25 protein-coding genes are annotated in these 25,916 nt (G+C 60.9%); 17 read left to right on the top strand and 8 right to left on the bottom strand.

Annotated features, from left to right (window positions below; translation table 11 throughout):
* On the top strand, positions 1-330 hold the full coding sequence (locus EV281_RS09905) for a TfoX/Sxy family protein (protein ID WP_132652906.1): 330 nt from the start codon (positions 1-3) through the stop codon (positions 328-330).
* A 69-nt stretch (positions 331-399) separates the two neighbouring features.
* Entirely contained in the window at positions 400-2,061 is a 1,662-nt protein-coding gene (locus tag EV281_RS09910) for a urocanate hydratase (RefSeq protein WP_132652907.1), read from the top strand.
* 9 nt (positions 2,062-2,070) lie between these two features.
* Here EV281_RS09910 and EV281_RS09915 read toward each other — a convergent pair whose 3' ends face one another.
* Both EV281_RS09915 and EV281_RS09920 read right to left on the bottom strand, forming a co-directional pair.
* Complete coding sequence (locus EV281_RS09915; RefSeq protein WP_132652908.1) at positions 2,071-2,472, bottom strand: GFA family protein; 402 nt, start codon at positions 2,470-2,472, stop codon at positions 2,071-2,073.
* A gap of 58 nt (positions 2,473-2,530) precedes the next feature.
* A complete protein-coding gene (locus EV281_RS09920; protein WP_245508246.1) occupies positions 2,531-3,784 on the bottom strand; it encodes an MFS transporter in 1,254 nt (417 codons plus the stop codon).
* Between the two features lie 91 nt (positions 3,785-3,875).
* Between EV281_RS09920 and EV281_RS09925 the strand changes: the two genes are divergently transcribed.
* On the top strand, positions 3,876-4,751 hold the full coding sequence (locus tag EV281_RS09925) for a LysR family transcriptional regulator (protein ID WP_132652909.1): 876 nt from the start codon (positions 3,876-3,878) through the stop codon (positions 4,749-4,751).
* On the opposite strand, the gene EV281_RS09930 is transcribed toward EV281_RS09925, so the two are convergent.
* A complete protein-coding gene (locus tag EV281_RS09930) occupies positions 4,748-5,653 on the bottom strand; it encodes a LysR family transcriptional regulator (RefSeq protein WP_132652910.1) in 906 nt (301 codons plus the stop codon). The two genes, EV281_RS09925 and EV281_RS09930, sit on opposite strands and share 4 nt — an antisense overlap.
* Positions 5,654-5,796: 143 nt before the next feature.
* Between EV281_RS09930 and EV281_RS09935 the strand changes: the two genes are divergently transcribed.
* Positions 5,797-6,561, top strand: coding sequence for an SDR family oxidoreductase (locus EV281_RS09935; protein ID WP_132652911.1), 765 nt, complete (start codon positions 5,797-5,799; stop codon positions 6,559-6,561).
* 50 nt (positions 6,562-6,611) lie between these two features.
* Here the strand turns inward: EV281_RS09935 and EV281_RS09940 are convergent, their stop codons facing one another.
* A complete protein-coding gene (locus tag EV281_RS09940; protein WP_132652912.1) occupies positions 6,612-7,475 on the bottom strand; it encodes an NmrA family NAD(P)-binding protein in 864 nt (287 codons plus the stop codon).
* Positions 7,476-7,721: 246 nt separating this feature from the next.
* On the opposite strand from EV281_RS09940, the gene EV281_RS09945 reads away from it, so the two are divergent.
* Both EV281_RS09945 and coaBC read left to right on the top strand, forming a co-directional pair.
* Complete coding sequence (locus tag EV281_RS09945) at positions 7,722-8,642, top strand: DMT family transporter (RefSeq protein ID WP_132652913.1); 921 nt, start codon at positions 7,722-7,724, stop codon at positions 8,640-8,642.
* Between the two features lie 172 nt (positions 8,643-8,814).
* Positions 8,815-10,026, top strand: coding sequence for a bifunctional phosphopantothenoylcysteine decarboxylase/phosphopantothenate--cysteine ligase CoaBC (gene coaBC / locus EV281_RS09950; RefSeq protein ID WP_132652914.1), 1,212 nt, complete (start codon positions 8,815-8,817; stop codon positions 10,024-10,026).
* On the opposite strand, the gene EV281_RS09955 is transcribed toward coaBC, so the two are convergent.
* A complete protein-coding gene (locus EV281_RS09955) occupies positions 10,013-10,825 on the bottom strand; it encodes a class II glutamine amidotransferase (RefSeq protein ID WP_132652915.1) in 813 nt (270 codons plus the stop codon). The two genes, coaBC and EV281_RS09955, sit on opposite strands and share 14 nt — an antisense overlap.
* Positions 10,826-11,081: 256 nt before the next feature.
* Here EV281_RS09955 and EV281_RS09960 point away from each other — a divergent pair, with 256 nt between their 5' ends.
* The 6 genes from EV281_RS09960 (at position 11,082) to otsA (ending at position 18,182) form a co-directional block, all read left to right on the top strand.
* Positions 11,082-11,993, top strand: coding sequence for a pirin family protein (locus EV281_RS09960; RefSeq protein WP_132652916.1), 912 nt, complete (start codon positions 11,082-11,084; stop codon positions 11,991-11,993).
* 341 nt (positions 11,994-12,334) lie between these two features.
* The gene (locus EV281_RS09965) at positions 12,335-13,012 is read left to right on the top strand and encodes a FadR/GntR family transcriptional regulator (RefSeq protein WP_132652917.1); all 678 of its coding nucleotides are present in this window, start codon (positions 12,335-12,337) and stop codon (positions 13,010-13,012) included.
* Positions 13,009-14,295: an MFS transporter gene (locus EV281_RS09970; RefSeq protein WP_132652918.1), complete on the top strand. Its 1,287-nt coding sequence runs from the start codon at positions 13,009-13,011 to the stop codon at positions 14,293-14,295. The genes EV281_RS09965 and EV281_RS09970 overlap by 4 nt, the downstream gene beginning before the upstream one ends.
* A 100-nt stretch (positions 14,296-14,395) precedes the next feature.
* On the top strand, positions 14,396-15,928 hold the full coding sequence (locus EV281_RS09975; RefSeq protein ID WP_132652919.1) for a carboxypeptidase: 1,533 nt from the start codon (positions 14,396-14,398) through the stop codon (positions 15,926-15,928).
* A 48-nt stretch (positions 15,929-15,976) separates the two neighbouring features.
* The gene (gene otsB, locus EV281_RS09980) at positions 15,977-16,774 is read left to right on the top strand and encodes a trehalose-phosphatase (protein ID WP_132652920.1); all 798 of its coding nucleotides are present in this window, start codon (positions 15,977-15,979) and stop codon (positions 16,772-16,774) included.
* Between the two features lie 34 nt (positions 16,775-16,808).
* Positions 16,809-18,182 carry an alpha,alpha-trehalose-phosphate synthase (UDP-forming) gene (otsA, locus tag EV281_RS09985; RefSeq protein ID WP_132653228.1) on the top strand — a complete coding sequence of 458 codons (1,374 nt, stop codon included), beginning with the start codon at positions 16,809-16,811 and terminating at the stop codon, positions 18,180-18,182.
* Between the two features lie 669 nt (positions 18,183-18,851).
* On the opposite strand, the gene EV281_RS09990 is transcribed toward otsA, so the two are convergent.
* Positions 18,852-20,435: a peptide chain release factor 3 gene (locus tag EV281_RS09990; protein ID WP_132652921.1), complete on the bottom strand. Its 1,584-nt coding sequence runs from the start codon at positions 20,433-20,435 to the stop codon at positions 18,852-18,854.
* 90 nt (positions 20,436-20,525) lie between these two features.
* On the opposite strand from EV281_RS09990, the gene dut reads away from it, so the two are divergent.
* Positions 20,526-20,996 carry a dUTP diphosphatase gene (dut, locus tag EV281_RS09995; protein ID WP_132652922.1) on the top strand — a complete coding sequence of 157 codons (471 nt, stop codon included), beginning with the start codon at positions 20,526-20,528 and terminating at the stop codon, positions 20,994-20,996.
* Positions 20,993-21,886: a GNAT family N-acetyltransferase gene (locus EV281_RS10000; protein WP_132652923.1), complete on the top strand. Its 894-nt coding sequence runs from the start codon at positions 20,993-20,995 to the stop codon at positions 21,884-21,886. Before dut ends, EV281_RS10000 begins: the two co-directional genes overlap by 4 nt.
* 2 nt (positions 21,887-21,888) lie before the next feature.
* Here the strand turns inward: EV281_RS10000 and EV281_RS10005 are convergent, their stop codons facing one another.
* The gene (locus EV281_RS10005) at positions 21,889-22,353 is read right to left on the bottom strand and encodes an Lrp/AsnC family transcriptional regulator (RefSeq protein ID WP_037101412.1); all 465 of its coding nucleotides are present in this window, start codon (positions 22,351-22,353) and stop codon (positions 21,889-21,891) included.
* A 99-nt stretch (positions 22,354-22,452) separates the two neighbouring features.
* On the opposite strand from EV281_RS10005, the gene EV281_RS10010 reads away from it, so the two are divergent.
* On the top strand, positions 22,453-23,367 hold the full coding sequence (locus EV281_RS10010; RefSeq protein ID WP_184327298.1) for a DMT family transporter: 915 nt from the start codon (positions 22,453-22,455) through the stop codon (positions 23,365-23,367).
* A 4-nt stretch (positions 23,368-23,371) separates the two neighbouring features.
* Here the strand turns inward: EV281_RS10010 and EV281_RS10015 are convergent, their stop codons facing one another.
* Complete coding sequence (locus EV281_RS10015) at positions 23,372-23,890, bottom strand: DNA starvation/stationary phase protection protein (protein WP_132652925.1); 519 nt, start codon at positions 23,888-23,890, stop codon at positions 23,372-23,374.
* 231 nt (positions 23,891-24,121) lie between these two features.
* Between EV281_RS10015 and EV281_RS10020 the strand changes: the two genes are divergently transcribed.
* Both EV281_RS10020 and cysK read left to right on the top strand, forming a co-directional pair.
* Positions 24,122-24,739: a LysE family translocator gene (locus EV281_RS10020; RefSeq protein WP_132652926.1), complete on the top strand. Its 618-nt coding sequence runs from the start codon at positions 24,122-24,124 to the stop codon at positions 24,737-24,739.
* A 143-nt stretch (positions 24,740-24,882) separates the two neighbouring features.
* Positions 24,883-25,845, top strand: a complete 963-nt coding sequence (cysK, locus tag EV281_RS10025) for a cysteine synthase A (RefSeq protein ID WP_132652927.1) — start codon at positions 24,883-24,885, stop codon at positions 25,843-25,845.
* The last annotated feature ends 71 nt before the right edge of the window (positions 25,846-25,916 follow it).

Here is a 25,916-nt window from a genome sequence, read left to right on the forward strand (position 1 = left end):
ATGGCGCGCGATCGCGGGCTGGAAGAACTGATGCGCGATGAGCTCGGCGAGCGGCCGGGCCTCAGCGAGAAATCCATGTTCGGCGGCTGGGCCTTCATGCTCAACGGCAACCTGCTCTGCTGCGCGCGCCATGACGGCATGTTGCTGCGTCTCGGCAAGGGCAATGATGGCTGGGCGCTGGCGCTGCCGGGCGTGATCCAAATGCTGTCGGGCGAGCGCATCATGCATGGCTGGGTGCGAGCCAATGCCGATGTCTGCGGTGACGATGCCATGAGGCGGCGTCTCATTGATGCCGCGCTTGCCTATGTGGAACCGATGCCTGCCAAGTGAATGAAGCGATGCCATTGCCCCTTCTTCCTGCGGGGAGAAGGAAGGTGAAAAACGGACGAGGAACCCAAGATGCCGAAGGCCAATCCACGCCATCCGAAATTTCTCATCCCCAGCGGGCCGGAGCTGCGCGCCAAGGGCTGGCGGCAGGAAGCGCTGCTGCGGCTGCTCGAAAACGTGCTCTCGGTCGGCGAAGATCCCGACAATCTCGTCGTCTACGCCGCGCTCGGCAAGGCGGCCCGTAGCTGGGCGGCACATCGTGGTATCGTCAAGGCCCTCATAGAAATGGACGAGGATCAGACGCTGCTCATCCAGTCCGGCAAGCCGATCGGCCTCGTGAAGACCCATGCCAAGGCGCCGCTCGTCATCATGGCGAATTGCAATATCGTCGGCCAATGGGCGAAGGCCGAGGTCTTCTATGAATTGCAGCGCAAGGGTTTGATCTGCTGGGGCGGGCTGACAGCCGGCGCCTGGCAATACATCGGCAGCCAGGGCGTCATTCAGGGCACCTACGAGATCTTCATGCGCATTGCCGAGCGCCGTTTCGGCGGCGATCTCTATGGGCGCTTCGTGTTGACGGCCGGGCTTGGCGGCATGGGCGGGGCGCAGCCGCTTGCCGGCCGTATGGCGGGTGCAGCAATCCTCTGCGTCGATATCGATCCTGAACGCGCGCGCAAGCGCCAGCAGATCGGTTATCTGCAGGAAATTGCGCCCGATCTCGATAGTGCGCTTGTTATGATCGATGCCGCGATCAAGGAAAAGCGGGCGCTCTCCGTCGGCCTCGTCGGCAACGCGGCCGAGATCTATCCCGAAATTGCCCGGCGCGGCATCGTGCCCGATGTCGTCACCGACCAGACCTCGGCGCATGACCTCGTCTACGGCTATGTGCCGAAGGGGATGAGCATCGATCAGGTGAGGGGTCTGCGAGATGATGGTCAGGGCCAGCTGATGGCCGCCAGCCGCGCCTCGATCGTCGAGCATGTCACTGCGATGCTTGAATTTCAGAAGCGCGGCTCGGAAGTCTTCGACAACGGCAATCTCATTCGCACACAGGCACGCGAGGGCGGCGTTGCCAATGCCTTCGATATTCCGATCTTCACGGAAGCCTATCTGCGCCCGCTCTTTGCTCGCGCCATCGGCCCCTTCCGGTGGATGGCGCTGTCGGGCGAGGAGAGCGACATCGCTCGCATCGACGATCTGCTGTTGGAAATGTTTCCCGATAACAAGATCATCACCAACTGGGTCCGCCTGGCGCGAGAACATATTCCCTTCGAAGGCCTGCCGGCGCGTATTGCCTGGCTTGGCCATGGCGAACGCACGGCGCTGGCGCGGCGGGTCAACGAGCTGGTTGCGGATGGCGAATTGAAGGGACCCGTTGCCTTCTCGCGCGACCATCTCGACGCCGGCGCCATGGCGCATCCGAATATCATGACCGAGCGGATGAAGGACGGATCGGACGCCATTGCCGACTGGCCGCTCATCGATGCGATGATGCTCTGCTCCTCGATGGCCGATCTCGTGGTCGTCCATTCGGGCGGCGGCGGTTACGCCGGCTATATGACAAGCTGCGGCGTCACCGTGGTCGCCGACGGCACTGATGCCGCCGATGAACGCCTCGACTATGCGCTAACCAACGATACGGCGCTCGGCGTCATGCGTTACGCCGATGCCGGTTATGACGAAGCGCTGGATGAGGTGGCGAAGAAGGACGTGCCCTATATCCGGCTGAGCTGACAGTCGTTGTCAAAGAAGCTGCTTTTCTGCGGGCTCGGCATCGTAGCGGTCATGCAGACCATCGAAATAGGCAACGGGTGCCGCGGCAAGCTCCTCCGCATCAGCATCGTCAAGGCAATTGACGGCGATGGCGATGAAGGGGCCGATTGTCTGACTATCATTACGGGCGAAGGAAGCCACACCGCAGGTTTCGCAGAAGAGATGATGAATCGCGCCTGCGCCGAAGAGATATTCGCGCAGATGGTCCCGGCCTGACACCAGCCGGAAATCGGCCGGCTGCACGATCGCCAGCCAGCTGCGCTTTTTGCGGCAGATCGAGCAATTGCATTTGAACGTGCCGGCCGAAAGATCAAGCCCGGCCTCATAGGCGATGGCGCCGCAATGGCAGCTTCCATGATAGGTTTTCTTCACAATGCTCCTCCGACTCGTATTTAACCTTACAGTTAAATTAATCATCACGGATTGAAAGTCAAGTCGGGCGCCGGGCAAGCCTGCGCGCGGTCAGTGCAGAGAAAAAAGCCAGCGCCATCAGGATGAGCGTGAAGATCACAACGGAGGCCCATCCCTCCATCGCCCAGAACCAGCCGCCAGCCGAACCCATGATGCTGGAGCCGATATAATAGGCGAGCATATAGAGCGAGGAGGCATGACCCTTGGTACCGGCGGCGAGCTTGCCAACCAGACCGCTTCCCACTGAATGCGTCATGAAGAAACCGCTGGTCAGCACAATGATGCCGAGGATGATGAGCGGCAGGGAAGCCGAAAGCGTCAGTGCACAACCTGCTGCTGTGATGAGGATGCCGGCCATCAGCACGGCGAATTGGCCGAAGCGGTCGCCGAGGATGCCGCCGACAGAGGATGCACCAATACCAAAGAGATAGACGGTGAAGATCAGGCCGAGTTCGGTCTGGTTGAGGCCGTACGGCGGTGCGACGAGACGGAAGCCGGCATAGTTATAGATCGTTACGAATGAGCCCATCGCGAAAAAGGCGCTGGCGAAGATGAGGGGCAGTGCCGGATTGCTGAGATGCCCCAACCAGGCCTTCAGGTGGAACTGCGGGTCGAAGCCGGCGCGGCGGACGAAATTGCGCGAGGGCGGCAGCAGCGCGATGAAGCCGATCGCGGCTGCAAGGCCGATGGCGCCGATAAGGAACAGAGCCGGCCGCCAGGAAAGATATTCGGCAAAGATGCCGGTCAGCACGCGCCCCGACATGCCGCCGAAGGCCGTACCACCGACATAGAGGCCCATCGTGGCGCCAAGGCCGCGCGGATCGATCTCTTCCGCGAGATAAGCCATGGCAACGGCCGGCACACCACCGAGTACAAAGCCCTGCAGCGCTCTGATGACCAGCATCAGGTGCCAGTTCGGCGCAAAGGCGGTGGCAATGGTCAGCAAGGCGGCGCCAACCAGCGAAATCGACATGAGGCCGCGGCGGCCAAGCCCTTCCGAGACGGCGGCGGCGAAGACGATGGCGATCGCCAAAAAGCCGGTGGCGAGCGACAGCACCAGCGAACTTTCGGCCGGGCTGACGGCAAATTCCTGCGAAAAGATCGGCAATAGGGGCTGGACGCAATAGAGCAGCGAGAAGGTGGCAAAGCCTGAAAGGAAGAGGGCGAGGCTGGCGCGGCGATACGCGCCGGTGCCGCGCGTCAGATAATCTCTGGTCTGTTTTCTGTCGCCCGTTTGCAGGTCGGCAACGTCTTGGATTGCAGTGTCGGACATTATCAATTCCTTCCTGCCTCCTATCTAGTCAGGACGCCTCCATCTGTCCAATATATGAGACTGGCAATTCTGATAGGTTTTGGAGATAGCAGTGGAACTGCGGCATTTGCGATATTTTCTGGCTGTGGCCGAGGAGGGTAATTTCACGCGAGCGGCCGTGCGCCTCGGCATAGGTCAGCCGCCACTTAGCCAGCAGATCCGTGATCTGGAGACCGAGGTCGGGGCGATGCTTTTCCATCGCGTCCCACACGGGGCGGAGCTGACGGCGGCCGGCATGGCCTTCCTACCCGAAGCGAAAGCATCGCTCGCGGCTGCCGAAAAGGCGCGGCTGGCGGCACAGAGCGCCAATCGCGGCGAGACTGGCCGATTGTCGCTCGGCTTCACCGCCTCTTCGGCGTTCAATCCCATTGTCAGTACGACGATCCGCCGCTTTCAAGCCCGATGGCCGGATGTGCAGCTGTCGCTGACAGAGATGAATACACTTGGCCTGATGCAGAAACTGGAACGTGGAGAGCTGGATGCTACCTTCATGCGGCCCGGCCTCGACGACCCCGATGGCATCAGGCTGAAGCGCCTGCCGGATGAACCGATGGTCGTTGCCCTGCCGGCAAGCCATCCGCTGGCAAAACAAAAGGCACTGCCGCTTGCTCTGCTGGCGAGGGAGAATTTCATTCTCTTCCCGCGGCTCGTCGGCCTCAGCCTCTATGATGATGTGGTGCGCGCCTGCCGCGAGGCAGGTTTCGAGCTGAAGGTCGCGCAGGAGGCGCCGCAGATTTCCTCGGTCGTCAATCTCGTTGCCGCCGATCTCGGCGTTTCGATCGTACCGGCCTCGATTTCGCAGATCAAACTTGCCGGCGTCGCCTACCGGACGATCGAGGGGCCGCCTGCTGTGGCACGGCTGGCATTGGCCGTGCTGCGCAGCCAGCGCTCTCCCGTGACCGAAAATCTGATGAGCCTTCTGGCTTAGCAGTCCGGATCCCAATAGGGCGGATCGCCGAAGGTCTTTTTCAGATGGTCGGCGATGGCGCGCAGCTTGGCGGAGGGATTCCGCCCCTCGGGATGGGCCATGTAGATGAATTCCGGCTCTGGCTTGGCGCCGACATCGATCTCTCTCAGGCGACCGTCGCGAACGGCGGGGCCAGCGATGAAAGTCGGCAAAAGCGCGATGCCGAGACCCGCAATCGCCGCATCATGCAGCATGTCGCCATTGTTGATGCCGAGACCCAGCATCGCGCGGATGACAACGGCACCCTCATCCGTCTGGAAACGCCAGTCGGCGACGCCACGGTTGGTATAGAAAATGCCGCGATGGCCGTTGAGATCCGCCAAAGAGGTGGGCTTGCCAAATTGTTCGATGTAATCCGGCGATGCGACCAGCAGCCGCCGGCTGCGGGCGAGCTTCCAGGCGATCAGGCGTGAATCGGCAATGGCGCCGTGGCGGATGATCGCATCATAGCCGTCCGAGGCCGGATCGACGCGACGGTCATCCATATCGAGCGTCAGCGCGATCTGCGGATAAGCCTTCAGAAACGGATAGAGGGCAGGCCCGAGATGCAGGCGGCCGAAAGTGACGGGGGCCGCGATCCGCAGCGGGCCTGAAAGCGTGCCGCGTCGCTCGGCCATGTCGGCCTCGGCCTCTTCCATCTCGCGGATGATGCGCGCAGCCCGCTCCAGAAAGGCCGATCCATCTTCTGTCAGAGTGAGCTTGCGCGTGGTGCGGTGGACGAGCATGGCGCCCAACGTCTTTTCCAATTCCGCGAGCCTTTCGCTGACGACGGATTTGGAAAGCCGCAGCCGCCGTGCAGCCTCGCTCACTGAGCCGGACTCCACCACGGCAACAAAAGCCGCAATCCCCTCAATCTTCATCATCGTTCTGGCTTCATCATCGTTCGGCTTTTCCGAATTCGAGCTCCGCGAACGGGAGACTAATCCGAACGAAAGAAGAATGCCATCTTCCAGTCATCGAAACGGGACGGAAGGGCCGGCCCAACACAAATCGAGGAGATAAAACAATGAACCGTCTGACCAACAAAGTCGCAATAGTCACCGGCGCAAGCTCAGGCATCGGTCGCGTCACCGCCAAACTTTTTGCTGCTGAAGGCGCCAAGGTCGTCGTCGGCGCCCGCCGCCAGGCCGAACTCGAAAGCCTGGTCGCCGAAATCAAGGCTGCCGGTGGCGATGCCGTCGCCGTTGCCGGTGATGTCCGTTCGGAAGACTATCACAAGGCGCTGGTCGCAGCTGCCGTCGAAAACTACAGTAAACTGGACATCGCCTTCAACAATGCCGGTACGATCGGTGAGGCCGGTCCGAGCACCGAAGTTTCGGAAGCAGGCTTTGCTGAGACGGTGGCGATCAATCTTACTGCCTCTTTCCTCGCCGCCAAGCATCAGATCGCTGAAATGGTCAAGCGTGGCAGCGGCTCGGTAATTTTCACGTCGACCTTTGTCGGCTACAGCTTTTCCTTCCCGGGTGTAGCCGCCTATGCCGCCAGCAAGTCCGGCCTGATCGGACTGACGCAAGCGCTCGCCGCTGAATACGGCCCACAGAACATCCGCGTCAACGCCGTGCTGCCCGGCGCTGTAGATACGGACATGTACCGCGAGATGAATGACACATCAGAGAAGCAGTCCTTCATCACCAACCTGCATGCGCTGAAGCGCGTCGCAACGCCGGAGGAACTCGCACGTTCGGTGCTCTATCTCGCATCTGACGATGCAAGCTTCGTCACGGGCACGGCTTCGCTGGTCGATGGCGGCGTATCCATCACCCGCACCTGATTTCAAACTGGAAGAAGAAAGGCCGCGGTCCCTCCGACCGCGGCCTTTCTTCACGCTCCGGCAACGAGGCGGCGGATTGCTGTTTCGATTGTTGTGGCGCCCTTCAGCGACCGCTCATGACCACCCTCAAAGTCGATCCAGCCCTCGTTGAAGCCATCGAGCATGCGCATACGGGGTTCCGGATTCTTCATGCCTTGAGCGCGGAACAGCTCTTCCCAGCTTTCCCGCGGCACGACTTCCGGGGTTATCGGCTTGCCAAGCGCCTTGGCAAAAGCGGCGGCGACCATCCTGGGGCTGACACGCTCCTGCGCTTCCAGCTCCGCAATACGCCCACCCTGCCAGTCTTCGCGCAGCATTTTCGCACCAAGCAGACCGATATCGTCGACGGCAATCATCGGGACAGCGCGATCGAGCGGCTGCAGGAAGCTCTGGATAACGCCGTTTTCGCGGGCCGGCGCCACATCCCAGGCAGCGTTTTCCATGAACCAAGCGGCGCGCAGGAAGGCGACCGGCATGGGCAGCATCGAAAGCTCCTTCTCGACGATGCCGAGCTGGCTCAGCAGGTTCGGCTCTGTCGCCTGCGCACCGACCGTTGACAGGCAGACCAGCTTTCCGGGCCTTGCCTCGTCAAGCGCGGTCTTCAGCGCCGCCAACATGCCCCTCACTTCCGGGAAGCCGGGCGTTGGGTCGAAGAGCGGCGGGATGACGAGGAAAATGGCTTCCGCACCCTTGAAGGCAGACGTCAGCGACGCTGCGTCGTTCATGTCAGCGACGAGGAGTTCGCAGCCGCGCTCCTTCCAGCGGGCGGCCTTTTCGGGATTTCTGACGACGGCACGGACCTGTGCGCCATCCTTCAGCAGATGATCAGCAACAGCGGCGCCGACCTGGCCAGTCATTCCGGTGATAGCAAACATTGGGGCAACTCCTTATGGGTTGGCCCACTATGCCGCCGATCGATATGTGACTGAAGTGCGGTTCCGTCACATAATTGATGACTCAAACGCACCAATTACGGCCAGCATGTCAAAGCCGCCTCCGCGATGTCGCAGGCGAGCCCTTGTTTCGGGTCGCGATTGGGCATATCGCGCTGGCAACATTCTTCCACGACCGCTCCCAACCCCTTCATGCCGGAGCACGGTCCCATCTCTTCGGAGCAACACATGCTGATCGGCATCCTCTGTGGACTCGCCACCTGTGCGCTGTGGGGGCTCAGCTTCGTCGCACCTCGTGTCGTCGCACCCTATACGACGATCGACCTGACGGTGGCGCGTTACGGGCTTTTTGCCGCCGTCAGTCTGATCCTGATGATCAATCCGCGCTTTCGCCCGGTGGGCCTGAGACGCTCGCTAGTGCTGACTGGCATTGCCCTCGGCGGCTTCGGCTATGTCGGCTACTTCATGAGCATCTCCTATGCCGTGCGCTATGCAGGGACGGCCATTCCGCCGCTGGTCATCGGCACTATGCCGGTGCTGCTTGCCATCATCGCCAATTTCAAGGACCGATCCATCAGCTGGAGCGCGCTGGCACTGCCACTGATGCTGATTGCCGCCGGTATCGGCTGGGTGAATGTCTCGATCTTCGCCACCACATCGGCCGGAGACCAGACCGGAATCCTGTCAGGCATCGCCGCAGCGCTGATCGGCCTCGTGCTCTGGGTCGTTTACAGCCTTATCAGCGCCGCCGTCATGCAGTCACAGGATGCACCGAGCGCCATGCACTGGACTGCTTTGCAGGGGATTGGTGCCGGCATTGGCGCTGTCATCCTGCTGCCCTTCACCTCGCTGTGGGAAAATGTCAGCTTCACCGGCGAGCAGACTTTCCATTTTGTGCTTTGGGGCGCCGTGATGGGCATTGCCGGCTCTTGGCTTGCCACGCTGTCCTGGATGATTGCCGCGCGGCTTCTGCCGCTGGCACTTGCGGCCCAACTCGTCGTTGCGGAAACCGTCTTCGGCCTGTTTTACGGCTTCCTGTTCGAGCAGCGCATGCCGACCATTCCCGAAGCCGGCGGTGCAATCCTGCAACTGGTCGGAGTCGGCATGGCGATTGCGATCTTCACGCCGAGACGGGTCGCACAAGCCTGAGTACCGAAGATTGCACGTTTCCACCGGAGGCTCGGCTGCGTGCATCTATGCGGACGTACTAAGGATGCTCTAACTGTTTGAATCTACGCATCGGGCCTTCCGAAAATCGATTCCGATTTTCTGGCCGATGCTGTAGGGTCTTACCCAGTCAAAGACGCGGCGGGAAAGAACCATGGCTCTCAGCGGTAAACGCATCCTCCTCATCATTTCGGGCGGCATCGCCGCCTATAAGAGCCTCGATCTTATCCGTCGCCTGCGCGAACGCGGCGCTTCCGTGCGCCCGATCATGACAAAGGGTGCACAGGAGTTCGTGACTCCGCTTGCCGTTGGCGCACTTGCGACGGACCACGTCTTCACCGACTTGTTTTCGCGGCAGGACGAGCAGGATGTCGGCCATATCCGGCTGGCGCGGGACTGCGATCTGGTGCTGATCGCGCCCGCGACCGCCGATCTGATGGCCAAGATGGCACATGGGCTTGCCGACGATCTTGCCTCGACGGTGTTGCTTGCCGCCGACCGGCCGGTGCTCGCCGCACCTGCTATGAACCCGAAAATGTGGGCGCATCCGGCGACGAAACGCAATGTCGAGGCATTGCGCCGTGACGGTATCCGCTTCATCGGCCCGATGGCGGGTGAAATGGCGGAAAGCCGGGAGACCGGGACGGGCCGCATGGCCGAACCGCTCGAGATCATCGCAGCGATCGAGGCATTGCTCGATAGTGGCCCGCAACTGCTTGCCGGCAAGAAGGCGATCGTTACCTCAGGCCCAACACATGAGCCGATCGATCCGGTTCGTTACATCGCCAACCGCTCCTCCGGCCGGCAGGGACATGCCATCGCCGCAGCGCTGGCGCGGCTCGGCGCGGATGTGACGCTGGTGTCTGGTCCGGTGACCATTCCCGATCCTGCCGGCGTCAGGACGGTGCATGTCGAGCGGGCCGAAGAGATGCGAGACGCGGTGCTCGCCGCCCTTCCCGCCGATGTTGCCGTCATGGTCGCCGCGGTTGCCGACTGGCGCGTTGCCTCGGCCGCCGATCAGAAAATCAAGAAGCATCCGGGCGAATCCATCCCAACGCTGGCGCTGACGGAGAACCCGGATATCCTGAAGACTGTCGGTCATCACACGACGCGGCCGAAGCTGGTCATCGGCTTTGCGGCGGAGACGCAGGATGTCGAGGCCAATGCCAAGCTCAAGCTGGACCGCAAGGGCGCTGACCTGATCGTTGCCAATGACGTCTCGCCGTCGACCGGCATCATGGGCGGCACGCACAACAGCGTGAAGCTCATCCGCCGCGACGGTATCGAACAATGGCCCGATCTTTCCAAGGACGAGGTGGCGGAGCGGCTGGCGGCACTGATTGCCGAACAGCTTATGCGGGGATAGAGAGGGGCTCTGGCCTTGCAGCCAAGGGCTTTTCTGGCTGGAAAGCCGTGATCTCGAGGCCATCGGCGCTGACGATTACCGCGCTGCCATCAGGGATTTCCTGCCAGGCATCCCCATCATCGTTCAACGGCTCGGAAACGAGGCAATAGCCTTTGCCAAGCGGCGAAGCGTAGAGCGTCGGCGCCTTGCGGTCGGTAGCATAGCGGACTGCATAAAGCGACTTGCCGTCCGAGAAAGCGGCCGTGAAACGCAATAGCACGGAACCCAGAATATTCTCCGCAAGGCCTTCGACGAAGGCAATCGTCTGCGCTATGGCAGCGACCGGCGCGTCCCGAAGGCCGAACTGCAGCGCGAGCAGGAACAGGAGCTCGGAATCAGTCGTGCCGTTTCGGGCATTGAACAACTCGTCATCGAGCATGGTTTCCATCGGCCGGCGCAGGCGCTCGAAGCCTGAGATCTGGCCATTGTGCATGAAGGACCAGGTTTCGTGCGTGAAGGGATGACAATTGTCGCGCCGCGTGCCGCCGCCAGTTGCGGCTCGCACGTGGGCAAGGAAAAGCGGCGATCGGATCTGCCGCGCCAGACTTTTCAGATTGCAGTCGGACCAGGCCGGCAGGATATCGCGGTAGCGACCGGGCTCCGGCCGATCACCATACCAGGCGATACCGAAGCCATCGCCGTTCGTCGCCGTCTTGGCGCGGGTGGCGCAATGGGATTGCTCGATCAAGGAATGGGCGGGTGAAGATACCAGCTCCTCCAGATAGAGGGGGTCTCCACGATAGGCTGCCCAGCGACACATGTTCTTGCTCCGGCCCGCCGCCTGCTACGGCAGGAATGCTGAAAACATCTTGGATTGTCGAATGCTACGGCTAACAACGACTTAACGGCCACGCGATTTGCAGGGCGAAGATGACAAATTCTTGACGCCTGATGGGATCACTTTTGACGAAAACCACATCGCTCTTTGTGAACAGTCCGTTGCCGGGACCGGTGGCTTCGCGACCGATCCTGCGGCCGTTATAGTCCTGCCCAAGTTGAACCCTTTGGAGGATGCCATGTCGATCCGCCCTATAAAGCACCAGAGCACTGCCACTCCCACAATCGAAGGCGCCGGCGTGAAGCTGCACCGCGTCTTCGGTTTTGGCGACCCATCGATGACCGATCCGTTCCTGATGATGGATGATTTCCGCAACGACAACCCGGCCGAATATATCCGCGGCTTTCCCTGGCATCCGCACCGCGGTATCGAGACGATCACCTATGTGCTGGCCGGCACAGTCGAGCACGGCGACAGCCTCGGCAATCGCGGCCTCTTGAATGCAGGCGATATCCAGTGGATGACGGCTGGCAGCGGCATCATGCATCAGGAGATGCCGAAGGGTGATTTTGCCGGTAGAATGCACGGCTTCCAGCTCTGGGCCAATCTGCCCTCGTCGCTGAAGATGACCGCTCCCCGCTATCAGGACGTCAAATCCTCGGATATCCCTCTCGTTGTTGATGATGACGGCACCGCGGTTCGTATTATCTGCGGCAATTTCTGGGGTAAGAGCGGTCCTGTCGATGGCATTGCGGCCGATCCAATCTACCTCGATATCTCGGTGCCTCCGGGCAAGAAAAAGCGGCTGCCGGTCGATACCTACCGCAACGCTTTCGCCTATATCTTCGCAGGTTCCGGCACCTTCCGTGATGCCTCCAAACCGTTCGGCGTGCGCGTCGAGAAGGAAGTCAATGGCGAGGAACTGAATATCCGCGACATGTCCGGCAATCGTACCCTTGTGGTCTTCGACACCGGCGACGAGGTGACAATTCAGGCAGGCGATCAAGGTATTCGCTTCCTGCTCGTCTCCGGAAAGCCGCTCGAAGAACCTGTCGCCTGGCATGGGCCTATCGTCATGAACTCCCACGAGGAGATCAGACAGGCGATGCGCGAACTGCAGAACGGCACTTTTATCAAGGCGGCGCATTGAAGTCGGACGGCGGCTAAATTTGAGGCATGACATTTTTTCTTGCATCTCAGAAGAATCGGCCTACGTTTAACCCGTGTTCAACGTAACGAAAGGAAGGTGATCCAATGTCTAGTGAGTTTTCGGACCTCGTAATGGGCATGGAAGTGGTGATGAAAGCGAGGCAGCCCTCGCTCTGAAACCCCACCTTCCTAGGGCCGCGCAGACGGTCCGGCCAGTTACAGGCCAAACCTCATGGAAAGGGTCGCGAGAGCGACCCTTTTTTATTGCCGCTGTTCATCCATTGACGTGCGATCGGATTGGCACTATTCATAAAGTCATCAGATGACTTTATGAATAGTGCCATGCAACCAATCAACAAGACCAATCTCGCCGACACGGCAATCGAGGCGATCCGCAGCGAGATCCTGGCCAAGCGCTGGGCGGTCGGCGAGAAGCTGCCGAACGAAGCCGCGCTCTCGACCATGCTGTCGGTGAGCCGCGGCACGGTGCGCGAAGCCGTGCGCGTTCTCGTCTCGCAAGGCCTTTTGGAAACGCGGCAGGGCTCCGGCACTTATGTACTCTCCGCCACAGACGTCAGCCGGCCGCTCACCATGGCGCGCCGCGCCGGTCTGCGCGACCAGTTCGAAGCCCGCTGTGCACTCGATGTCGAAGGGGCACGGCTCGCCGCACTTCGCAAGACGCCCAAGGTCATCGCCGGCCTTAGCACGCTGCTTGCTGAGCGCGGCAATTATGAAGGCGGCGATCCGGCAGGCTTCATCGAGCGCGATCTTGCCTTCCACAAAGCCGTCATCGCCGCCTCCGGCAACCGGGCGATGATCGAGATTTACGATTTCTTCTCTACCTCGATCACAGAGACCATTGCCGCCACGCTCGGCAAGGCGATCCCCGAGCCCGACATGCAGGCACATCAGGCGATTGTCGATGCCATCCAGACTGGCAATCCCGGCAAGGCCGATGCAGCCGTGCGCGACTTCATGGCTCCCATTCTTTCCGCCCTCGACCGGATGCTTCTTTCATGACCATGTCCATAGAGAACGCCGCGCTCGACGCCGTCGACGAGACGATGATCGATGCCGAAATCGACAGTGTGCCGGCACCGCTGCCGCCGCAGACGCAGAGCAGGGCCGCCCGTTTCCTGCTCGGTGCCAGCCTCGTGCTGATCGCGTTCAATCTGCGGCCGGTATTTTCCAGCGCTTCCGCCCTTCTGCCGGAAATCCGGACTGAACTCGGCCTGTCGCCGCTCGGTGCCAGCCTTCTGACGACGCTTCCGGTCGTCTGCCTCGGTGCCTTCTCACCGCTGGCTCCGCGGCTTGCCCAGCGCAGCGGCTCGGAGCGGACACTGCTCGGCGTGCTTCTGCTCTTGACGCTCGGCACGGCACTGCGCGGCCTTTCTTCCATTCCGCTGCTCTTTCTTGGCACCGCAATTGCAGGTGCTGCGATCGCTGTTGGCAACGTGCTGCTGCCCGGACTGGTGAAGCGGGACTTCGCTGCAAATGCAGCTCTGATGACCGGCCTCTATACGATGGCGCTCTGCGCAGGTGCCGCAAGTGCGGCCGGCCTGACGCTGCCGATCGAACATGCGCTTGGCGGCTCGCTGGAAGGCGCGCTTGCCGTCTGGGCTCTGCCTGTCCTCGTTGTTGGGTTCATCTGGCTGCCGCAGGTCATTGCGGGCAGTCGACAGGCGCGGCGCAGCGGCTTTCGTGTCGAAGGGCTCTGGCGGGACAAGCTCGCCTGGCAGGTGACTCTTTTCATGGGCCTGCAGTCGGCACTCGCCTATTGCGTCTTCGGCTGGCTGGTACCGATCCTGCGCGAACGCGGACTTGACGGCGTTACGGCCGGCGGCATCGTCTCCGCTTCCGTCATGGTGCAGGCCGCCGCCTGTCTCGTCGTGCCGCACATCGCCGTGCGCGGTAAAGACCAGCGCCTTATCAACGTTACGCTCTGCGCCTTCGCCGTCCTGGCACTTCTCGGTCTGCTCTTCGCGCCACTGTCTACCGTCTGGGCCTGGGCTGTCCTGCAGGGGATCGGTCAAGGTGGGCTTATTGCCGCGGCGATGACGGCCATCGTGCTGCGTTCGCGCGATCCGCATGTCGCCGCTCACCTTTCCGGCATGGCGCAATGCGTTGGTTATCTGCTCGCCGCAATCGGTCCGTTCATCGTCGGCCTGATCCGCGGCTGGACGGGGAGCTTCGCCTGGTGCGCCGTGCTTTTCGTCGCGCTCGGCCTTGGTGCCGCCTTCAACGGATGGCAGGCTGGGCGCGCGCTGCATGTGAATGCGCGCACCATCGAGAGGGGCGAATGAGCCAGGCTCACTTGCGCATCACCATCTCTTGATCTCCATCGCAAAGGCGCGGCTGCTACCCTATCTCAGCCGCATCCCGGACCGCCGGAGGAGGATGTACTTGCGTTTTCGATCCCTGCTTTTCTTCGCCGCGCTGACCGCCACGCTCGCGCCTTCCCTCACCTTCGCGCAGGAGGCCGGCGAGCGCCGCGCGCCAGCCCAACAAAGTTCGACCCGCGAGGGCGTGCTCAAATTATTGCCGGCAGATTCCGTCGCCGAACATGAACTTACGACGGCCGATGGACGCAAGCTCGCCTACACTGCGACGGCTGGCACGCTTGATCTCTTTGGCCAGGATGGCGGGCAGAACGCCGCAATTTTCTACACTGCTTATGTCGCCAAGGACGCCGGGCCGAACCGGCCGATCACCTTCGCGTTCAATGGTGGGCCAGGCGCGGCTTCCGCATTCCTGCATCTCGGCCTCGTAGGCCCGAAGGTGCTGGATTTCGGTCCCGACGGCCGCGACGGCGCGAATGCGAAGCTCGTCGATAACAAGCATAGCTGGCTCGATTTCACCGATCTCGTGCTGATCGATCCGATCGGCACCGGCTGGAGCCGCACGGTGAAAGCCGACGACGCTTCGAACTATTACAATGTCGGCACTGACGCACAGACGATGGCGAAGGCGATCGCGCTCTACGTCGCTCATAACAACCGCGCCAATTCGCCGAAATATCTGCTCGGCGAAAGTTATGGCGGCTTCCGTGCCGCCAAAGTAGCGTCCTCGTTGCAGGAGAGCCAGGGCATCATCATCGCCGGCACTGTCATGCTGTCGCCGCTGCTCGAAGGACAGCTGATGTTCAATGCAGACCAGTTCGCGCTCGGTGCGGCACTGGAATTTCCCTCGCTGGCAGCCGCAGAAGCCGACCGACGCAAAAACTTCAGTGAATCCGGCCAGCGCGACGCCGAGAGATTCGCACTTGGCGAATATCTCACCACCCTGGCCGGTCCTGCGCCAACGGGCGATGCGGCAACCGCCTTCTACAACAAAATCTCCGGTTTGACAGGCATTCCGCAAGATGTCGTTACCCGCAATCGCGGCTTCCTCGGCGATGCTTTCGCCAAACATTCCAACCAGAAGGGCGGCGAAGTGATGAGCCCCTATGATGCCTCCTTCGCAACACCTGATCCCTATCCGGAATCCGATTCCGATCGGGGCGACGACCCAATCCTCGACGGCTTCGCCCGCGCCTACGGCGGCGCCTTCGCCGATTATGCTCGTAACGAACTCGGCTTCAAAACGGAGATGACCTATACCCTGCTCGAGAACGATATCAGCCGGCGCTGGGAATGGGGCAGCGGACGCGGCTCGCGCTTCCAGGCAAGCGCCACCGACGATATCAGGCAGATGCTCGCCTCCAATCCGTCATTTCACTTGCTGATCGCCCATGGTTACAGCGACCTCGTGACGCCCTATGGCGTCAGCCGCTATGTGATCGATCATCTTCCGTCCTCGCTTGCGGGCAATCGCGTGTCACTGAAGCTCTATCGGGGCGGCCACATGTTCTATATGACTGCAGGCCAGCGTGCCGCATTCACCGCGGATGCGAAGGCCTTTTATGCCGAACATCCTGCCGGTCCGCCGGCGGATTGACGGCAGATAAGGGTTGCCGGAGGGCTGGGCTGACCTAGTTTCCCATTCATGGCAAACAGCAATCAGCTATCAGAAGCTCCGCCACCCGGCGACGCTTTCCGGCAGGACGACACCCTCTCCACACTCTCTTCCTATCTCCCAGACGGTGCACTCTTTCTCGATATCGACGGCACGCTCCTCGATCTTGCGCCGACGCCGGATGAGATATCCGTGCCGCCTTCGCTTCCGGCGCAGCTCGACGCGCTGTCGCAAAAGCTCGGCGGGGCGCTGGCTCTGGTCACGGGCAGAGGACTTTCCTATGCCGACCGCCTCTTCGCACCCTTTCAATTTCCTATCGCCGGCCTGCATGGGGCCGAGCGCCGCACCTCTGACGGCAACATTTTCAAGGTGGAACCAACAGCCGAGTTCGAGAGGCTGAAGATCGAACTGAGGGCAGAGACGGCAGGTTGGGCCGGCATCCTTATCGAGGACAAGGGCGCGGCTGTCGCCGCCCATTTCCGCCTTGCACCGGCGCGGCAAGCGGAACTAGCGGAATTGATGCAGCGTCTCGCGAATCATGCGGGACCGGACTGGACGCTGCAGCCGGGCAAGATGGTTTTCGAAATCCGGCCCGCCAGAGCCAACAAGGGCGATGCGTTGCAGAGTTTTCTGGCATCTCCGCCATTCAACGGCCGCCATCCGATCGCCATCGGCGATGACCTCACAGACGAGGCGATGTTCGGCGTGGCGAACCAGCTCGGAGGATACTCCGTCCGCGTTGGCCCGCCGGCCGCTGGGACTGTCGCGCGCGGCTCCCTACCTTCCGCGGAGGCGGTTCGCGAAATCATCGCGCATTTTGCCAGCTGATTGCGTTTTATTTTCTAATGAAAGGAATTTTATCCTGAGCCGCCTTGTCGTCGTCTCCAACCGCGTCCCCGTTCCGGAGAAAAAGGGGGCTGCGTCCGCCGGCGGACTTGCCGTGGCGCTGGAAGCTGCCCTTGAGAAACGCGGTGGCATCTGGATGGGCTGGTCGGGAAAGATCAGCGATGAGGGCGAGCCAGGTCCGCTTTCCATCGAGGAACGGGGCAACATTACTTATGCGCTGACCGACCTGACGTCCAAGGATGTCGACGAATACTATTTCGGCTTTGCCAACCGCATGCTCTGGCCGATCTGTCATTACCGGCTCGACCTTGCGGAATACGGGCGCACCGAGATGGCCGGCTATTTCCGTGTCAACCGCTTCTTCGCCCATCGACTGGCGCCGTTGATTGAGCCGGACGACGTCGTCTGGGTCCATGACTATCACCTCATTCCGCTCGCCGCCGAGCTCCGCCAGATGGGGCTGAAGAACAGGATCGGCTTTTTCCTGCACATTCCCTGGCCGCCGGCAGACGTACTCTTTGCGATGCCCGTCCACGAGGAAATCATGCGAGGGCTCGCTGCCTACGACCTTGTCGGCTTCCAGACCGACCACGATCTGGAAAACTTCGCGGGCTGCCTGCGCCGCGAGGGGATGGGTGACATGATCGGTGAAGGGCGTTTTACAGCAGGCGAGCGCATGTTCCGCGGCGGTGCCTATCCGATCGGCATTGAAACCGCCGCCTTCGCCGAATTCGCAAGGAGCGCCGACAGTCATAGCATGGTGCAGAAGGCGCGCCGGAGCATTGAGGATCGCAGCCTTATCATCGGCGTGGACCGGCTGGATTATTCCAAGGGTATCACCCAGCGCATCGATGCCTTCGAGCATTTCGTCACTAACAATCCGGCGCATCAGCGCAAGGTCACCTACCTGCAGATAACGCCGAAGTCCCGTTCGGAAGTACCGGAATACGAGGCGATGCAGCGGATGGTCGCCGAACAGGCCGGCCGCGTGAACGGCGCGCTCGGCACGGTCGACTGGGTGCCGATCCGCTACATCAATCGCTCCGTCAGTCGGCCAGTGCTCGCCGGTCTTTACCGGCTCGCCAAGGTCGGCCTCGTTACGCCGCTACGCGACGGCATGAACCTCGTCGCCAAAGAATATGTTGCCGCACAGAACCCTGACGATCCCGGTGTGCTTGTTCTTTCCCGCTTTGCCGGCGCGGCGCGCGAACTGAAGGGCGCCCTGCTCGTCAATCCCTACGATATCGTCGGTACATCCAATGCGCTGGCGCGCGGGCTCAACATGCCGCTTGATGAGCGCCGCGACCGCTGGGGGCGGATGATGGAGCACCTCTTGGAGCACGACGTTTTGCGCTGGTGCGACGATTTCCTCGGTGATCTCGCTGCCTGAACGGTTTGATGGCGGCCCGCCGGCAGACAACCTTGCTGATGAGCGGGTGATTCCTACCATCACGCAATTTGGCTGAACGGCATCGGTAGGGATTTCTTCGACCCTGCTCAAGCCTCGATCATCGAAGCAGAATTGGCTGAGAGCATCGTGCGCAGCCGCGGTTACGGGCCAGCACTATCCAGAGCTGAAAGTCTCGTTTCATGTCACCGATCGTCTCGTCGACATCGTTCAGGAAGGCTTCGATATTGCGCTCCGCAGCCACCGCTTTTCATTCGGAGATTCGACGCTCGTGCAGCGTAGCGCAATATGGGAAGCCCGCGCGACCAGAGGATATAGAGCCGGTTACAACGGTCATGCCAAGGCTCTCCGAGGAGCAATGGCGCCTTATCTCCTGTCACCGCGCGGAGGTCGTTGTAAAGCCTAAGCCTCAGCGCTTCATGGCGGCGGACGAACCGATGTGCTGCTGAAAGCCGCAGCAGTTGGAATGGGTATTACCATCCTTCCCACCGCGGTTTGTCACACGACCCGCGAGACTGCAGGCTGGTTCGTCTGCTGCCCGGCTGGACGGGCGGCAATGTCACCACGGCACTTCTCATGCCGCATCGGCGCCGGCAGCTGTTGGCCGTGCGCGCAGTCGCTGAGTCCCTTACCGAGCGATTGGCGGGATGATCAGGCGGCCTTGGCCGCGTGATATTCCTTGATCGCTACCATCTTGATCGCCGGATAGCGCTCCGCCTCGTAACGCAGCGAGAAACTGTCCTGCGCCAGGAAGACTGGATCGCCGTCGAGATCGCGGGCGATATCGCCGCGCTTGACGGTCAGGAACTTGTCGAGATCCGCCGGCTGGTCGGACGAGATCCAGCGGCAGACGGAAAAGCGCGACATTTCGAAGGAGACCGGCAGCCCGTACTCGGCCATCAAGCGCTCTTTCAAGACGTCGAGCTGCAGCGCGCCGACGACACCGACGATAGCAGGCGAGCCGTCTTCGGGCTGGAAGAGCTGGACCACGCCTTCCTCGGCCATCTGCTGTAGGGCTTCTTTCAGCTTCTTGGCCTTCATCGCATCTTCCAGCCGCACGCGGCGCAGAATTTCCGGCGAGAAGTTCGGCACTCCCTGGAAAACCAGGCTTTCACCTTCCGTCAGCGTATCGCCGATGCGCAGCGTGCCGTGGTTTGGAATGCCGACCACGTCACCGGCAAAGGCGGTATCCGCAAGCTGGCGCTGAGAGGCGAAAAAGAACTGCGGCGCGGTGAGACCGAGCTGCTTTCCGGTACGTGCCAGGCGGGCTTTCATACCGCGCTCCAGCTTGCCGGAGCAGATGCGGGCGAAGGCGATGCGGTCGCGGTGGTTCGGGTCCATGTTCGCCTGAATCTTGAAGACGAAGGCCGTCATCTTGTCTTCGGCGGCATGCACCGTGCGGATATCGGCGACCTGGTCGCGCGGCGGTGGCGCGAATTCGCCAAGCGCGTTGATGAGATCGCGAACGCCGAAATTGCGCAGCGCCGAGCCAAAGAAGACCGGCGTCATATGGCCTTCGAGGAAGGCTTCCCGATCGAAGGGACGGCAGGCTTCGATCGCCAGCTCGACTTCTTCGATGAAGGCGTCGCGCTCGTTTTCCGGCAGGCGGTCGGCGACGCTCTGCGGGCCGTTGACAGCGGTGACATCGACTTCCGTGTCAGAACCGCGCACCGTATTTTCCTTCAGATGGTAGGAGCCGCAGAAGGTCTTGGAGCGGCCGATCGGCCAAGTAACCGGAGCGGTATCCAGCGCCAGCTTCTCTTCGACCTCATCCAGAATTTCGAAGGGATCGCGGCTTTCGCGGTCCATCTTGTTGATGAAGGTGATGATCGGGATGTCGCGCATGCGGCAGACTTCGAAGAGCTTCAGCGTACGCGGCTCGATACCCTTTGCGGCGTCGATGACCATGACGGCGGCATCCACCGCCGTCAGCGTGCGGTAGGTGTCGTCGGCGAAGTCTTCGTGACCCGGTGTGTCGAGAATATTGAAGACATTGTCGTTGTATTCGAAGGTCATGACGGACGTAACGACCGAGATGCCGCGTTCGCGTTCGATCTTCATCCAGTCCGAGCGGGTCTGCATGCGATCCTTCTTCGCCTTCACTTCGCCGGCGAGCTGGATGGCGCCGCCGAACAGCAGCAGCTTCTCGGTGAGCGTCGTCTTACCCGCGTCCGGGTGCGCAATAATAGCGAATGTGCGGCGGCGGGAAACCGCCTCGGCGAGACTTTCGGCCATGATGTGAATCCTGTGGAATTGCCGCGTATCTAGCGATTAAAGCGCGCCATTGCAATTGACCTTGCTGCACGAGGCACGAAGTAATGCCCCATGACCATTCACACTGAGACCCACCCGACCCTCAATCTGATCCGCCTGCCGAACGGCCAGGGCCTCGATCTGCCCGCCTATGAAACACGCGGTGCTGCTGGCATCGACCTGCGTGCGGCTATCGACGAGGACAAGCCGCTGGTGCTTTCGCCCGGCAAACGCGCGCTCGTGCCGACCGGCTTCGTCTTCGAAATCCCTGAGGGTTTCGAGGGCCAGGTTCGCCCTCGTTCCGGCCTCGCGGCCAAGAACGGTGTCACCTGTCTGAATGCACCCGGCACCGTCGATAGCGACTATCGCGGCGAAGTGAAGGTTATCCTCATCAATCACGGCGAGGAGGAATTCACCATCACCCGCGGCATGCGGATCGCGCAGATGGTGATTGCGCCCTTCATCCAGGCTCGCATTGCCGAGGTCTCCGAGACGACCGAAACCGCTCGGGGGGCTGGCGGTTTCGGCTCGACCGGCGTATGAGCGCCTTCGACACGACCGGCCTTACCTTTCGGCAGGACTATTTCAACGATCCGACAGCCTGGGCCGCTCTCGTTTCCCTTCTCGACGATACGTTCGGCATCGATATCGATCCGCTGCGAGAGCTCGGCGGCGCGGATCCGACCAGCATGCCCTTCGGCTGGTTTACCGAGGAGGGCGTGCTTGCTGCCAACCTCTCGGCTTTTGCCATGCCCTTCGTCTTCAACGGCAGACTTATCAATGCGGCCGCATTGCAATCCGGTGCAGTCCGTCCGCCATGGCGGGGCCGCGGCCTGTACCGCGATGTGACGCGGAAGGCACTCGCCTGGTGCGAGGCTCAGAGTTTCGGTGTTGTCATCCTCTATACGGACAAGCCCGGTCTCTACGAGCCCTATGGCTTCCGTTCGCTGCCGCTTCACAAATATATCGGCGCTGCACCTGTCCCGGTCGGTTCCGCAACATCAAGGCCGCTGCAGCCGCGCGATGCCAATGATCTTGCCCTGCTTCAGGACTTGCTTGCGAGCCGAACGCCGGTTTCGCAGACGCTCGCCGTCGCCAGCAGCCCGGCGATGTTTCTCATCAACACACAGTTCGACCCCAATATCCGCCTCAGCTATCTGGAAGAGAGCAAAGCCGCCATTGCATGGAAGATGGCGGCTTCAGGACATTTCATCCTTCTCGATGTCGTCGCGCCCGAAATCCCGTCACTTGCGGCAATCCTTGCCGGCCTCAGGGTAGAGGCGAGGTCTGTCGAAACGCTCTTTCGGCCAGACAGGCTCGGCTGGTCCGGCGAGGCAGTTCCTTACGGAGGCGAAACGCGGCTGATGTTGCGCGGGATGGAAGAGGTGAGGCTCGATCACCCCGCAATGCTTTCGCCGATGGCGGATTTCTGAGATCACTTTTTCCGTATCAGCGGCGGCAGACGGCGCTTGACCGGCGAGGACTTGATCATCGACGTGTTGGTTTCCGCCCGCTCGGCCACTTTGTCGAGAATGCTGTCGAGTTCGCCCATGGAACGAACGACGAGACGGGCGATGAAACAATCGTCTCCCGTTACCTTGTCGCATTCGATAAATTCCGGCGTGTCCTGGATAATCCGTTCGACGATATGGAGTTGGCCTGGCAGCGGGCGCACCCGCACGATCGCCTGAAGCGGGTAGCCAATTGCGGCCGGATCGAGATCAATGGTGAAGAGCGTCACGACACCGCGATCCTCAAGCCGTCGCAGACGTTCCGCTGCACTTGGCGAAGAAAGTCCTACAGCCTGAGCGAGTTCTTTTAGGGAAATACGCGAATTTCCAGCCAGCGCCTCTATCATTGCGCGGTCAATATCGTCGACTGCCTGCATCTCGTTAGCCAACATGGCAAAAACTCCTAACAAGATTAGGTTTATCCAGCCTTTCCCTTTCTTAGCTTATAGAAAATGCTGCGATGCCGCAATACAATTTCCCGCTAACGAATGGAGATGGCGATGCAGGCTGAAATCAGAAGAGGCACAGTGGAGATGACGGCAGCGATGTTGATCTCGGGAACGATCGGCTGGTTCGTCGTCATGTCTGGCCAGCCCGTCAGTAGCGTGGTCTTCTGGCGCTGCTTTTTCGGTGCGTTGACCCTGCTCGTCATCTGCGCCGCGCTTGGCCTGTTCAGGCCTGGCATCATCGGCCTGCGTGCGTTCGGTATTGCCGTCTTCGGCGGCGTCGCCATCGTTTCCAACTGGCTTCTGCTGTTCGTCTCCTATTCACACGCGTCTATCTCGATTGCGACCACAGTCTACAATACGCAGCCCTTCATGCTGCTTGCGCTTGGCGCGCTGTTCCTCGGCGAGAAGATCACAGCTACCAAGCTCTTCTGGCTCGGGCTTTCCTTCAGCGGCATGGCTGTCATCGTCGAGGCGAAGCCGCAAGCTGATGCCATCTCAGGCAGTTACGGTCTCGGCATCCTGATGGCGCTTGGCGCTGCCTTCTTCTATGCGCTCGCTGCACTTGCCGCCAAGTGGTTGCGCGGTACGCCGCCGCATCTGATCGCGCTGATCCAGGTTTCAACCGGCATTGTCATGCTGGCACCGATGACCGATTTTAAGAATCTTCCGGTCGATGCAGGATCATGGCTGATCTTGACCGCCGTCGGCGTCATCCACACCGGCCTCATGTATGTGCTGCTCTATGGCGCGATCCAGAAGCTGCCGACGCATCTGACGGGTGCTCTATCCTTCATCTATCCGGTCGCCGCCATTCTGGTCGACCGCCTTGCCTTCGGCCACGCATTACAGCCGATGCAGATCGCTGGGGCGGTGGTCATTCTGCTTGCCGCCGCAGGCATGAATCTCGGCTGGTCGCCAGGCCGGCTCGTTCGCCTGCCGGCGACCAGAAGCTAAGCGATTACTTCTGCTGGCGTGTCGTTTCGAACAGGAACCAGACGCGACGTTCGCTCTGGTCGATCCAATTCTCGATCAGGCTGGCAGTCGCAACGTCATTGTGTTCGTCGCAGACTTCATGCACTTCGCGCAGGATGGAGACGAGCTGAAGATTGTCTTCGCGGAGTTCCGAGAGCATGTCCTCAGGGGTGACATAATCTGCATCATTGTCCGGAATGCGCTGCTGACGGGCGATCTGGCCGATCGAGCGCAGCGTTGTGCCGCCGATCTTGCGGGCGCGCTCAGCAACTTCGTCCGTCATGTCAAAAATCTGCTCTGCCTGCTCGTCGAGCAGCAGATGGTAGTCACGGAAATGTGGACCGGACATGTGCCAATGGAAATTCTTGGTCTTCACGTAGAGCGCGAAGACATCGGCGAGCATCGCGGTCAATGCGGCCGAGATATCGGTGATCGCGTTGGTCGGCAGGTCGGAAGGAGTCTTGAGCGGCGAACGTCTGCGGGCTTCAGCTGAGGTAGGCGACATGCATTCTCTCCTTGGTGATGAAATCCTTCTGCGCCGACGGCTTGGGGGAGGCCGCGGCAGGCCGTATCTACGGCCGCTTGCAAGGAGAAAATAGCAAGGCCGGGTCACTTGCCAAGTAGATCATGGTCCAGCCCACCTATTCTTTATGGTTATGGACAGATCAGCACGAGGCGATTGATGAAGCCCACCTGGCGCCCTATAGGAAGATGACACAATCTCTTGGATCCGAAGATGAGCCTTGCCGCCCTGATCGCCTACGCTGGCGCCCTGTTCATCGCCGCCGCCATTCCCGGCCCAGGAATCACGGCGATCGTCGCACGTGCGCTCGGTTCGAACTTCCGCGAGACCTTCTTCATGGGCCTCGGTCTGGTGCTCGGCGACATGACCTATCTGACCGCCGTTATCCTCGGCCTTGCCTTCGTGGCACAGACCTTCACCGAGATATTTCTCGTCATCAAGATCGCCGGTGCGCTCTATCTCGGCTATATCGCCTGGAAGCTCTGGACTGCCGGCCTGCTGCCGCAGGATATCGCCGCGAAAAAATCCAGCAGCGCTGGCATGTCCTTCCTGTCCGGCCTGCTGGTGACGCTCGGAAATCCGAAGACCATGCTCTTCTATGTGGCGCTTGTGCCAACGCTGATTGATCTCAACAGCGTCGGAATGCGCGAATATGTCATACTGCTCGCCATCACTTTCATGGTGCTGATGATCGTGCTCATTCCCTATATGCTGCTTGCCTCGCGCGCCCGCACGATGCTGAAGCAGCCGCGCGCATTGCAGACGCTGAACCGCGTTGCAGCAAGCATCCTGGCGGGCACGGCGGCCTTCATCGCCACCCGTGCGGCCTGAAATAAACATTCGGCAACGAATGGGTTTCAAAGGATTTTTTCTCTGGCTTGCGCGAGTGGCGGATGAAGCCACTCTGGCCTCACCGCCCGTTTGACCCTATTCTCTCCGCAGATTTCAGAATGGATTTCATAGGGAGAGCACCCATGTCGCACAAACCGGGCCGCGGCCGCATCTATTCCTCCATTACCGACACAATCGGCGACACGCCGCTCGTTCGCCTCGACAAACTCGCCAAGGAAAAAGGCGTAGTTGCCAACATCCTCGCCAAGCTGGAGTTCTTCAATCCGATAGCCTCGGTGAAGGATCGCATCGGTGTGGCGATGATCGAAAGCCTGGAAACGCAAGGCAAGATCTCTCCCGGCAAGACCGTGCTGATCGAGCCGACGTCGGGTAATACCGGCATCGCGCTTGCCTTCGCTGCGGCTGCCAAGGGCTACAGGCTGATCCTTACCATGCCGGAAACGATGTCCGTCGAGCGCCGCAAGATGCTGGCCCTGCTCGGCGCCGAACTGGTGCTGACCGAGGGACCAAAGGGCATGAAGGGGGCTATTGCCAAGGCCGAAGAGCTTGCTGCCTCACTTCCCGACGCCGTCATCCCACAGCAGTTCGAAAATCCGGCCAACCCCGAAATTCATCGACAGACGACTGCCGAGGAAATCTGGAACGACACCGATGGCAAGGTCGACATCTTCGTCGCCGGCATCGGTACCGGCGGCACGATCACCGGAGTCGGTCAAGTGCTGAAGAGCCGCAAACCGGATATTCGCGTCGTGGCGGTCGAGCCTACCGACTCGCCGGTACTGTCGGGCGGCACGCCCGGTCCGCACAAGATCCAGGGCATCGGCGCCGGCTTTGCCCCGAAGATCCTCGATACCAGCATCTATGATGAAGTCGTCACCGTCAGCAATGACGATGCCTTCCAGCAGGCGCGGCTTGTCGCGAGGCTCGAAGGCGTGCCGGTCGGCATCTCCTCGGGCGCGGCACTGATGGCCGCCATCGAAGTCGGTCGCCGCCCGGAAAATGCCGGCAAGAACATCGTCGTCATCATCCCATCCTTCGCCGAGCGCTATCTCTCGACGGCGTTGTTTGAGGGATTGGGGAACTGAGCGAATAGCGAATAGCGAATAGCGAATAGCGAATAGCGAATAGCGAATAGCGAATAGCGAATAGCGAATAG

Origin of the sequence: Rhizobium sp. BK418, from assembly GCF_004341105.1 — a bacterium.
Taxonomy (GTDB): Bacteria; Pseudomonadota; Alphaproteobacteria; order Rhizobiales; family Rhizobiaceae; genus Rhizobium.

Bases quoted from the DNA above. Each gene is read 5' to 3' on its own strand.
- EV281_RS09910 (WP_132652907.1), top strand. From the start codon at position 400: ATGCCGAAGGCCAATCCACGCCATCCGAAATTTCTCATCCCCAGCGGG.
- EV281_RS10000 (WP_132652923.1), top strand. From the start codon at position 20,993: ATGAGCGCCTTCGACACGACCGGCCTTACCTTTCGGCAGGACTATTTC.
- cysK (WP_132652927.1), top strand. From the start codon at position 24,883: ATGTCGCACAAACCGGGCCGCGGCCGCATCTATTCCTCCATTACCGAC.
- coaBC (WP_132652914.1), top strand. From the start codon at position 8,815: ATGGCTCTCAGCGGTAAACGCATCCTCCTCATCATTTCGGGCGGCATC.
- EV281_RS09940 (WP_132652912.1), bottom strand. From the start codon at position 7,475: ATGTTTGCTATCACCGGAATGACTGGCCAGGTCGGCGCCGCTGTTGCT.
- EV281_RS09920 (WP_245508246.1), bottom strand. From the start codon at position 3,784: ATGTCCGACACTGCAATCCAAGACGTTGCCGACCTGCAAACGGGCGAC.
- EV281_RS09935 (WP_132652911.1), top strand. From the start codon at position 5,797: ATGAACCGTCTGACCAACAAAGTCGCAATAGTCACCGGCGCAAGCTCA.
- EV281_RS10020 (WP_132652926.1), top strand. From the start codon at position 24,122: ATGAGCCTTGCCGCCCTGATCGCCTACGCTGGCGCCCTGTTCATCGCC.
- EV281_RS09970 (WP_132652918.1), top strand. From the start codon at position 13,009: ATGACCATGTCCATAGAGAACGCCGCGCTCGACGCCGTCGACGAGACG.
- EV281_RS09945 (WP_132652913.1), top strand. From the start codon at position 7,722: ATGCTGATCGGCATCCTCTGTGGACTCGCCACCTGTGCGCTGTGGGGG.
- EV281_RS09960 (WP_132652916.1), top strand. From the start codon at position 11,082: ATGTCGATCCGCCCTATAAAGCACCAGAGCACTGCCACTCCCACAATC.
- otsB (WP_132652920.1), top strand. From the start codon at position 15,977: ATGGCAAACAGCAATCAGCTATCAGAAGCTCCGCCACCCGGCGACGCT.
- dut (WP_132652922.1), top strand. From the start codon at position 20,526: ATGACCATTCACACTGAGACCCACCCGACCCTCAATCTGATCCGCCTG.
- EV281_RS09955 (WP_132652915.1), bottom strand. From the start codon at position 10,825: ATGTGTCGCTGGGCAGCCTATCGTGGAGACCCCCTCTATCTGGAGGAG.
- EV281_RS09905 (WP_132652906.1), top strand. From the start codon at position 1: ATGGCGCGCGATCGCGGGCTGGAAGAACTGATGCGCGATGAGCTCGGC.
- EV281_RS10010 (WP_184327298.1), top strand. From the start codon at position 22,453: ATGGAGATGGCGATGCAGGCTGAAATCAGAAGAGGCACAGTGGAGATG.
- EV281_RS09965 (WP_132652917.1), top strand. From the start codon at position 12,335: ATGCAACCAATCAACAAGACCAATCTCGCCGACACGGCAATCGAGGCG.
- EV281_RS10015 (WP_132652925.1), bottom strand. From the start codon at position 23,890: ATGTCGCCTACCTCAGCTGAAGCCCGCAGACGTTCGCCGCTCAAGACT.
- EV281_RS09990 (WP_132652921.1), bottom strand. From the start codon at position 20,435: ATGGCCGAAAGTCTCGCCGAGGCGGTTTCCCGCCGCCGCACATTCGCT.
- EV281_RS09930 (WP_132652910.1), bottom strand. From the start codon at position 5,653: ATGATGAAGATTGAGGGGATTGCGGCTTTTGTTGCCGTGGTGGAGTCC.